Raw genomic sequence first — 8,575 nt, 5'->3', positions numbered from 1 at the left:
TTTGTTAACGGCGAAAGCGCGTGTTGGATTAGCTCATCTAATTCCGGCGACAATAATCGTACATTGGCTTTACCGGCCAAGTCTTGGATCGCCATCACATTGGGCATCGGTCGATGGCCGCGAGCTTCGGCCAGCAGCGAAACGTAGTAACCAAAGCTTTGGTAGCGATACGAATTCGCCAAGTTATAGACTTTGATTCCACGCCGGCGGTTCCAACGTGGGTCGGTCAGGTATTCACGCGGGTCAACGACCTCGACACCATCAATCGCTCCGATCCATCCCGCTTGCGATTCCGTGACAATCACGTCAGACATTTACCGAGGCCTTTCCAGTCGGACGATGATTCCGTGGGCGAATCATCAACAAGTTTGCATCGTAGGTTGCAATGCCGAGTAAGATGGCGGCTGCAACTTGGGACAACGGTGCCGTGTAAAGATGGGTTTCGGCGATCGGATTGTTCTGCAACGGATCGGCCAACATGACTTGCCCCGTTTGCCCGTCGTAACCGTACAGGACAACAAAGTGACCGACCGGTTCACCCGCGACATCGTCGGCGACACCGGTGCGGCCCGACTCGTCACGGACTTGATACCGCTCGCGTGCTTCCTGATACAAAAACGTTGCGCTCAGACCGCTCAACAGTGGGACTCCGGCAATCAGAGTTCGGACGATCAGGTTTTCTTCGAGCGGTTCCATCTGCACCTGACCGCCGAGTTCAAGGAATCGCAAATACGATTCGGTGGCGATTTCAAATCGCTCGTCCTTGGCCATCTTGGCTTCGCATTGAGCCTTTAGCTTTTCGGCCAAGTTGACGCGGCCTGGAGGAAACCAGGTGGGGTCAAAAAATTGAAGGTTATACGTCACGATCGTGGCGTCATAGCCCCGTGCAAGCGCGTGGCATGCCAGTTGAACCGCCAGCGTGCCGCCGCGTCGGAATTGACCGATCTCGCGGATCACTTGCTCCAGCGGAACTTCATCTTTCCAGTAATTATAGACCGCGTGTAAACACGTTGGGCCACAATCGGAATCACTCGGCTGAGCCAAGATGCTCAGCGGTAAGTGGTGTATCGGAGGGGTGATCAAATGTGGCGAACCTCATTGCCGTTATTGTAGTTGACGTGGTACATGTCGGTGCGGCGGTCTCGCCAATTTGTGACGTTACCTTTTTCGCGGTGACGACGAAGCAATTCAAGATCGACGTCATGGATGATCACCATTTCCACGTTGGCATTCGCCTCGGCACCGATGGCATCACGCGCAAACGTGACGTCTGCAGGAGTAAAGATTGCCGATTGGGCATAATGGATGTCAGCGTTTTCAACAAAGGGCAAGTTGCCCGTGCAGCCGGCAATCGCGACGTACATGTGGTTTTCGATACAGCGTGCTTGGGCACATAATCGGACTCGTAGGTAACCCAGTTTTGTGTCGGTGTTAAAAGGCACAAACATCATGTTCGCCCCGCGTTCGGCAGCGATCCGCGAGACTTCGGGGAATTCACAGTCGTAGCAGACTTGGATCGAAATCGGACCACAATCGGTATCAAAAACTTCCACCTTGTCGCCGCCGGTTACGCCCCACCACTGACGTTCGCTCGGTGTGATATGCAACTTGTATTGCTTTTCGATGCTGCCGTCGCGACGAAACAAATACGAGATGTTGTAAAGCGTTTCATCTTCGACGACGAAGTGCGATCCGCCAATAATGTTGGTGTTAAACGAGATTGCCATCTCGGTAAACAGTTCCAAATACTGCGGTGTAAATTCCGACAAAGCCCGCGCGGCACTGCCCGGTCGCTGAGGCGGCAAACACGACAACAATTGCAGCGTGAACAGTTCCGGAAACAGCAGGAAATCGCACTTGTAATCACCGGCAACGTCGACAAAATAGCGAGCTTGGTGCGCAAATTCTTCAAAATCTTTGACCGCGCGCATCTGATATTGGACGGCACCGATGCGAACCGGTTCAACACTGTGCCGATATCGCCGCGTTGGCGCTCGATTGAACTCGAGATTCTTCCACTCCAGGAAGGTTGCATAGCCGGCGCTTTGGTGATCCGACGGCAAGTAGTTTGAAATCAGTCCTTGCAGCGCGAAGCCATTGGCGATTTGGGGGGACAGTACCGGGTCATAAAGTGCTTTCTCGACGACTCGCTCGACATACTCACGCGCGGTCAAGCGGTCTGCATGTTTGTGATATCCCGGGATCCGGCCACCCACGATGATGCGAGCCACGTTCATGCGGCGACAAAGATCTTTGCGGGCTTGGTACAAACGGTGCGACAAACGCATCCCGCGATAATCAGGATCGACCATGATCTCGATCCCATACAGCGTGTCGCCACCAGGAATGTGGTTGCGAATGAAGCCACCATCGGCCATCTTCTGCCAATTGTGCCATTCCAAGTTGTCGTCGTAATTGACCAGCAGACCGCTGCAGGATGCGATGACTTTGCCATCACACTCGACGACGAATTGGCCTTCGGGGAACCGTTCCAACTGGCTTGCCAGTTGCTCGGCCGTCCACATCGGCATTCCCGGAAAACACTTTCGTTGGATCTCCATCAATGGTTCGAAATCGTCCGCTGTGGTCGATCGAACGACAAGGTTCCATTCAAACTTGGAAAGATCGATTTCATCCGAGACCTCTCCCGAGCCAGAGTCGTTGGGGTTTCGAGGGGATTCTCCGCTTGCGTCGTCGGTCACGTATTCTCTCGGGGGCGTTGCGTCAAAAAACAAGGAGCTGCTGGTCACTGCTTTTAAAAAAAAGATGCCAACTCTGGCGAATCATATCCATCTGTGAATTTTGGACGAGTGGTGAATCGCGAACTTTAGAAAAGATTTTCCTCTCGATTTTAGAGTCGACTTCCCATTACAAGTTGCGCAACTCGCGACGAGCTTGTTTTTTATCGATTGGTTCGTCAGAACGTACTCGTTCGAAGCACGCCGTGGGGCGCTTCCCCCTGCCCTGCGGCAACCCGTTTGCTGGTCCCTCTGTTTTACGCCTGGATCTCCATGTTTTTTGGTTCCAACTCATCGTCGATAACGAGATCCAATCTCCGCGTCAGCCTTGTTGACGGCGCGAGCTATGGCGTGATGGTCGGACTGGGGGAATCCTATTTCGCGGCCTTTGCCTTGGCGGTTGGTTTGGGCGAAGTGTCGGCGGGATTGGTCGGCAGCGTTCCTCTGTTTTTTGGCGGTGTGGCGCAGTTGGTCTCCCCTGCGGCGGTGCGATGGTTCGGATTTGAACAACGCTGGGTCGTTTTCTGTGGATGCTTGCAAGCCGCGAGTCTGATTCCGATCGCGGTCGCGGCGATGTTGGGATCGATTTCGTTGACGTCGTTGTTGGTGTTTGCGTCGATTTATTGGGCCTCGGGATTGGCGACCGGACCGGCGTGGAACACATGGATTGAACGCATTGTCCCAGCACGTGTGCGAACGATCTATTTCGCGAGGCGAACCAAATGGGCGCAAGTCACCACGCTGCTGGGGTTGGTCAGCGGCGGTTTGCTGCTGCAATGGGCCGAGCAAGGCGACTGGGTGACAACCGGATTTGCGATCGCGTTTTTCGGAGCCAGTCTGTTTCGCTTGCTATCGGTCTTGATGCTCACCATCCACCGCACCACGCCAGTGACTTCCGCACGCGACACTGCGGTTGAAAATACTGCGGCCAAGAAGACAGTGGCTAACGATCCTGCAGCTTGTGAAACTTCCCAGCAAACGGTTCCGCAGCTGGCCTATCAACCGCAAACCAATGCCGATCGTGATCACGCGGCAGGTTCCGCGACCGCTGCGGTGGTGTCCCCGAAACCCTCGGAATCGTCGATCGGAATTTCGGCGATCCGGTTGCTGGGTTATTTGGTGTTTGTGCAAGGGATGGTCCAGCTTAGTGGGCCCTATTTTTCGCCTTACATGCTCGAGAAGTTGTCGCTGTCTTACCGTGATTTTGTCACGTTGTTGGCGCTGGCGTTTGTGTCCAAGATCATCGCCCTCTCGTACTGGGGGGATTTCGGGCGACGTTACGGTGCCAAACGCTTGTTGTGGATTGGCGGAATTGGGATTGTCCCGATCGCTTCACTGTGGATTCTTTCCAGCAATTTTTGGTGGATTGCGATGATCCAAATCATCAGCGGGACGGTCTGGGCAGCTTACGAACTTGGCTTTTTTCTGCTGATTTTTGATGCGGTGCCCGCCAGCCGGCGGACCAAGATGTTGACACTTTATAACTTTGCCAATTGCACCTCTTGGTGCTTCGGTGCCGCGATCGGCGGTGGGATCTTGGCCTATTTCGAAGCCAGTGAGAAAGCGTACTGGATGCTGTTTGGCATCTCGTCGCTAGGCCGTTTAATGGCGCTCAGTTTGCTCGTTGGAATTCAACCTGGGCGTCGATTGATGTCACGCGTCCGAGTGCGAGTGCTCAGCGTACGGCCCAACGGAGCCTCGCTCGATTCGCCGGTGCTGCCATCGCTGCAGCGACGTTCATCCACCGCCGCGTTGCGGATGGCGACCGAATCAGAGTAGTGCTTCGGCAGAGATGTTTTTTGCAAAAAGCGGGGGGGAGCGGAACTCGGCAAGAGTTTCGGCCTTTCACTAACGGGCTGTCACTAGCGGGCTGTCACTAGCGGGCTGTCACTAACGTTGGCGGGCACTAACGTTGGCGGACACTAACGTTGGCGGACATCCGCAAACGGCGGGCGATAGCTTGGCGCCAGCGACGCATCGTCAATGTTCACCCCCGCTTCGATCTCGTCGCGATGATTCAGCCAGGGGTGATCGGGGATTTGGTTGAGCGAAGAGAGGGAAAGAAATTGAACTCGCCCATCTTCGTAGAGCACGTTGATCCCCAGTCCGCTGTGTCCAACGTTCTGCGGTTGAATGTCGACGCCACTGAACCGCCCCGTCGGTGCATCGGACATGACCGCAAATGAAGAACGCGATTCAAACTTAGGTGACTTGAACTGCTGTCCGTCCACGACTCCGAGCGTGTACGAATAATGCCCGCCAGCAAATTGCTGAATCTCACGCAATTGGTCGACCGATGCTCGGTGCAAATCGTTAACCGAAGCAAACTCGTCCAGCTGTGTCAAATCCGCTTCGACCGCTTCGGGACGTCCTAGCGAGGCGCACCATCGTCCTGAGATGTCTGATAGCAATCCGGCATCGTTCAGACGCATCGCGTACACACCGGCAAAGGCTTCGGGGCCCTCTTTGGCGACCGCGGGCAAGCGGTTTTGGTGATCGCGAGAAACATACTGAGTCAGCGCGGTGCCGAATTGTCGTAGCTGGTTCTGGCACGCGGATTTACGCGATTCAAAGCGTCCCTCGGCGATCGAGGGCAGCAGTAATGCGAGCAAGATGGCGGTGGCCAATGCGCCGCCAAGCCAATCAAGCCACGTGAATTGGGAATCCCGCGACGGGTCGACCCCGTTGTTCATTGCGGGCAGCACGGCAAGGTCGTCATCGGACGCAGCAACCGGATCGGTGTAACAATCGCCCGGTTTCGGCAGCGGCGGCAGATTGGCGAGCGTGCGTGAAACCAAGTCCGGTGGCGGACTTTCGGACGGTTGATAGTGCTCTTCCAATGGACGCAAGGCGCGCTCGATCTGCTCGAGCTCGCGACGCGCTTTGGGGCTTTCCCGGAGCCACTGTGCGACACGATCCATCTCGTGCGGCTCAAGGGCGCCTAGCAAATATCCGAGCAAGTCTTCGTGCATCAACTTCCAACACTGATTTGAGCGTCACGGGCCCACCGGAGTCCCGAATGACTCGATTGGCGATTCGTGTTCTACGCGCGAGCCGTCAAAGTGGTTCGGCGAATCGACGAACCGAGACATCGCTGGAATGCAGATCTACTCGCTTCGTTCTTCGTGAGACTCTTCCCACAAGATGCCTAGACGCTGAACTGCCGCATGCAGACGGCTTTTCACGGTGCCGACGGGAATTCCCAAAATCTCTGCCGCTTCGCGGTACTTCAGCCCTTGGTAATAAACCAAGTTGATCACTTGCTGCATCGATTCGCCCAGACTTTGCACCGAGTGGTTTACCCAGCGGCTGTTCTCTTCCTGGGCGGCCGCAACATGCGGATCCACGGTGTCGCCAACCAATTTTTCAGACCAACTGCCCGCGCGGTCATCCTTCTCATTCGCGTTGTTGCGATCCAGACTGACCATTCGGTGCCGTTTATTGCGTCGTTGAGCATCGATCGCCTGGTTCGTGGCGATCGCATACAGCCAAGGACGAAAACGTCGCGACGAATCAAATTGTTGACACTTCAGATGCACCTGTAGAAATGTTCCCTGAAATGCATCCTCGGCAATCTCCGAATTGCCAACATAACGTCGCAAATAACTGAAGATTTCTCGTTCGTAACGTTGAATCAACGTTTCAAACAGACCTCGGTCGCCCGTGCTGCGGTACTGAGTGATCAGTCCCTCATCCGACAGATCGCTGTGGGCGTTTTCGCCGGCGATTGCGGGGGTTAGAGTCTTCGTGCTCATCAGAAAAGCCTTCCAGTGATGGAATAAGGAGGCAAAGAACCGCGATAAAAACTAAGTAAAACGTCTTTGGAATAATAGACGTGTTAATTATACAGGAAAACAGCACGCCTTTGTTGGCGAATGAGGGTGGAAATGAAGGCCTCCGTCATGCGGGTCTGTTTTCTGTCCATTTAGTATCTCAGAAGATCGCATGCAGTCAAAGCGATTTTCATCAGATCTTAAAAACCGCACATCCGGGGGGGGGGGGGCTGAAATTTAAAATTAAGGTTCCCCGAGCCATCACGATTTGAATCAATTGCTACGATAGGGCGCCATGGAGATCCAGCGTTCCATTCCCAATTGAAAAGCGGTGCATTGAGCCAACATATTCCTGCCAATTCTCCTCGCTATCATTGGGCTCAACCCGGTGACGTGAATGCGTTTTTCGGGTTGATGCTCGATAATGTGGTGGGGCTGCTGCTGTTGGTTGCGCTGTTGTCTGGGTTTGGCTTCCCAACCGAGTTTGTTGTTTCGCACATGGTGCCGGGGACGGCGTTGGGCGTCGTGGTGGGCGATTTGGCGTTTTTCTACCTCGCGTTTCGGCTCGCCAAAAAGTCGCGGCGCAGCGATGTGACCGCGATGCCGCTCGGGCTCGATACACCGTCAACCTACGGAATCACGCTGTTTATCTTAGGGCCCTCCTATTTGCAGGGAATCCAGATGGGATTGGAGCCCTGGGATGCGGCATACCGGACTTGGTACATCGGGATCTGGTGTATCGTGCTCAGCGGACTATTGAAAATTGCCCTTTCCCCCCTCACACGCTGGGTCCAATGCGTGGTCCCGCGAGCCGGATTGCTCGGATCGCTAGCCGCAATCGCGCTGGTCTTGATAAGTTTCTTTCCGCTGATCGAGATCCTTGGGCACCCGTTGCCGGGGATGCTGGCAATGGTCATCGTGCTCAGTGCGCTGGTTGCCAAGATTCCGTTGCCGGGGCGAACCCCCGGGACACTCGGAGCCCTGTTGGTCGCCGGAGCGGTCTATTTTTTGTTGTGCTCGATGGGGGCAAGTGGTTACTCGTTTCCGGAAACGCCGCCGAGCGAGTGGTTTCCGATGGATTGGCTTGAAAGTTGGCAATTCGATTGGGTTGCCGCTTTTCCCGATGCGTTGCCGTATTTGCCGATCGCGTTTCCGTTTGCCATCGCCACGATCGTGGGAGGGATCGATTGTACCGAAAGTGCCGCAGCGGCCGGGGACGATTACGACACACGAACGGTGATCGGTGTCGAAGGCGTGGCGACGTTGATCGCGGGTTTGTTTGGCGGCGTGGTACAAACGACTCCCTACATCGGGCATCCCGCCTACAAGGCGATGGGGGGCCGAGCCGCCTACACGTTGGCGACTGCGTTATTGGTCGGTACTGCGGGATTGGTCGGTTATTTCGGTTGGCTGAATGCTTGGATGCCTAAGCCCGTGGTCTATCCCATTTTGGTATTCATCGGGCTTGAGATCACCGCGCAAAGTTTTCTAGCCACGCCACGGCGTCACTATGCCGCCGTCGGCTTGGCGTGCCTGCCTGCACTTGCCTTCTTGGCGATGAGTTTGCCGGGACGCATGTTAGGCGACGGAGCGCTTCTCGATGCAGGAATCAATCTCGAGACGCTCAGCGGTGATGAATTGAAGCGAGATCTGCTGACGCTGTCGATGTTGAGTAACGGCTTTATCGTGACCAGTTTGTTGTGGGCTTGGTGTTTGGCGGCATTGATCGACCGCAAATTACGTGTCGCTGCAGCGGTGCTGGTCGCTGCCGGGGTGCTGACCGCGTTTGGTATCATCCACTCGCCCCTTTCGGGGAATCGATTGTTCTTGCCCATCGGGCCTGAGGCGTTTGGATTGGATGGTTGGGGCGACGGGATCACACTCGATCCGGCCGATCGCCGCTTGGTGATCGAGTTTGTCGCGGGCTATTTCGCTTCGGCAGCATTGATTTTTGCGTGGTCGTACTACTCGCCAGCCAACGTTGCGGATGATGCTGCAGTCGATATTTGATCGTCCGCCGTGATCAACGATGATTGTTTGGGCTACAGCAGAAGACCAGCCACC

7 protein-coding genes are annotated in these 8,575 nt (G+C 55.2%); 2 read left to right on the top strand and 5 right to left on the bottom strand.

Going from position 1 to position 8,575, the window contains the following annotated elements; all coding sequences use genetic code 11:
- From ABX962_RS22810 to ABX962_RS22800, 3 genes are all read right to left on the bottom strand, one after another.
- A partial coding sequence (locus ABX962_RS22810; RefSeq protein WP_372722612.1) for a RimK-like ATPgrasp N-terminal domain-containing protein occupies window positions 1-314 on the bottom strand: 314 nt, incomplete at its 3' end.
- Complete coding sequence (locus ABX962_RS22805; protein WP_372722610.1) at window positions 307-1,083, bottom strand: hypothetical protein; 777 nt, start codon at window positions 1,081-1,083, stop codon at window positions 307-309. The genes ABX962_RS22805 and ABX962_RS22810, both read right to left, overlap by 8 nt.
- Window positions 1,080-2,630, bottom strand: a complete 1,551-nt coding sequence (locus ABX962_RS22800) for a GNAT family N-acetyltransferase (RefSeq protein WP_372722616.1) — start codon at window positions 2,628-2,630, stop codon at window positions 1,080-1,082. Before ABX962_RS22800 ends, ABX962_RS22805 begins: the two co-directional genes overlap by 4 nt.
- Before the next feature lie 381 nt (window positions 2,631-3,011).
- On the opposite strand from ABX962_RS22800, the gene ABX962_RS22795 reads away from it, so the two are divergent.
- A complete protein-coding gene (locus ABX962_RS22795; RefSeq protein ID WP_372722608.1) occupies window positions 3,012-4,517 on the top strand; it encodes an MFS transporter in 1,506 nt (501 codons plus the stop codon).
- Between the two features lie 143 nt (window positions 4,518-4,660).
- On the opposite strand, the gene ABX962_RS22790 is transcribed toward ABX962_RS22795, so the two are convergent.
- Together ABX962_RS22790 and ABX962_RS22785 are read right to left on the bottom strand one after the other, a co-directional pair.
- On the bottom strand, window positions 4,661-5,710 hold the full coding sequence (locus ABX962_RS22790) for an anti-sigma factor (protein WP_372722606.1): 1,050 nt from the start codon (window positions 5,708-5,710) through the stop codon (window positions 4,661-4,663).
- 135 nt (window positions 5,711-5,845) lie between these two features.
- A complete protein-coding gene (locus ABX962_RS22785; protein ID WP_372722604.1) occupies window positions 5,846-6,493 on the bottom strand; it encodes an RNA polymerase sigma factor in 648 nt (215 codons plus the stop codon).
- Between the two features lie 432 nt (window positions 6,494-6,925).
- On the opposite strand from ABX962_RS22785, the gene ABX962_RS22780 reads away from it, so the two are divergent.
- On the top strand, window positions 6,926-8,521 hold the full coding sequence (locus tag ABX962_RS22780; RefSeq protein WP_372722614.1) for a permease: 1,596 nt from the start codon (window positions 6,926-6,928) through the stop codon (window positions 8,519-8,521).
- Window positions 8,522-8,575 lie beyond the last annotated feature (54 nt).

It is taken from the genome of Novipirellula sp., assembly GCF_041583735.1.
Lineage (GTDB): Bacteria > Planctomycetota > Planctomycetia > Pirellulales > Pirellulaceae > Novipirellula.
Note: the sequence above shows the minus strand (reverse complement) of the source record. Positions and strands in the feature narration are given on the sequence as shown.

Excerpts from the sequence above, each read along its gene's own strand:
- ABX962_RS22795 (WP_372722608.1), top strand. The coding sequence starts at position 3,012 with ATGTTTTTTGGTTCCAACTCATCGTCGATAACGAGATCCAATCTCCGC.
- ABX962_RS22790 (WP_372722606.1), bottom strand. The coding sequence starts at position 5,710 with ATGCACGAAGACTTGCTCGGATATTTGCTAGGCGCCCTTGAGCCGCAC.
- ABX962_RS22785 (WP_372722604.1), bottom strand. The coding sequence starts at position 6,493 with ATGAGCACGAAGACTCTAACCCCCGCAATCGCCGGCGAAAACGCCCAC.
- ABX962_RS22780 (WP_372722614.1), top strand. The coding sequence starts at position 6,926 with ATGCTCGATAATGTGGTGGGGCTGCTGCTGTTGGTTGCGCTGTTGTCT.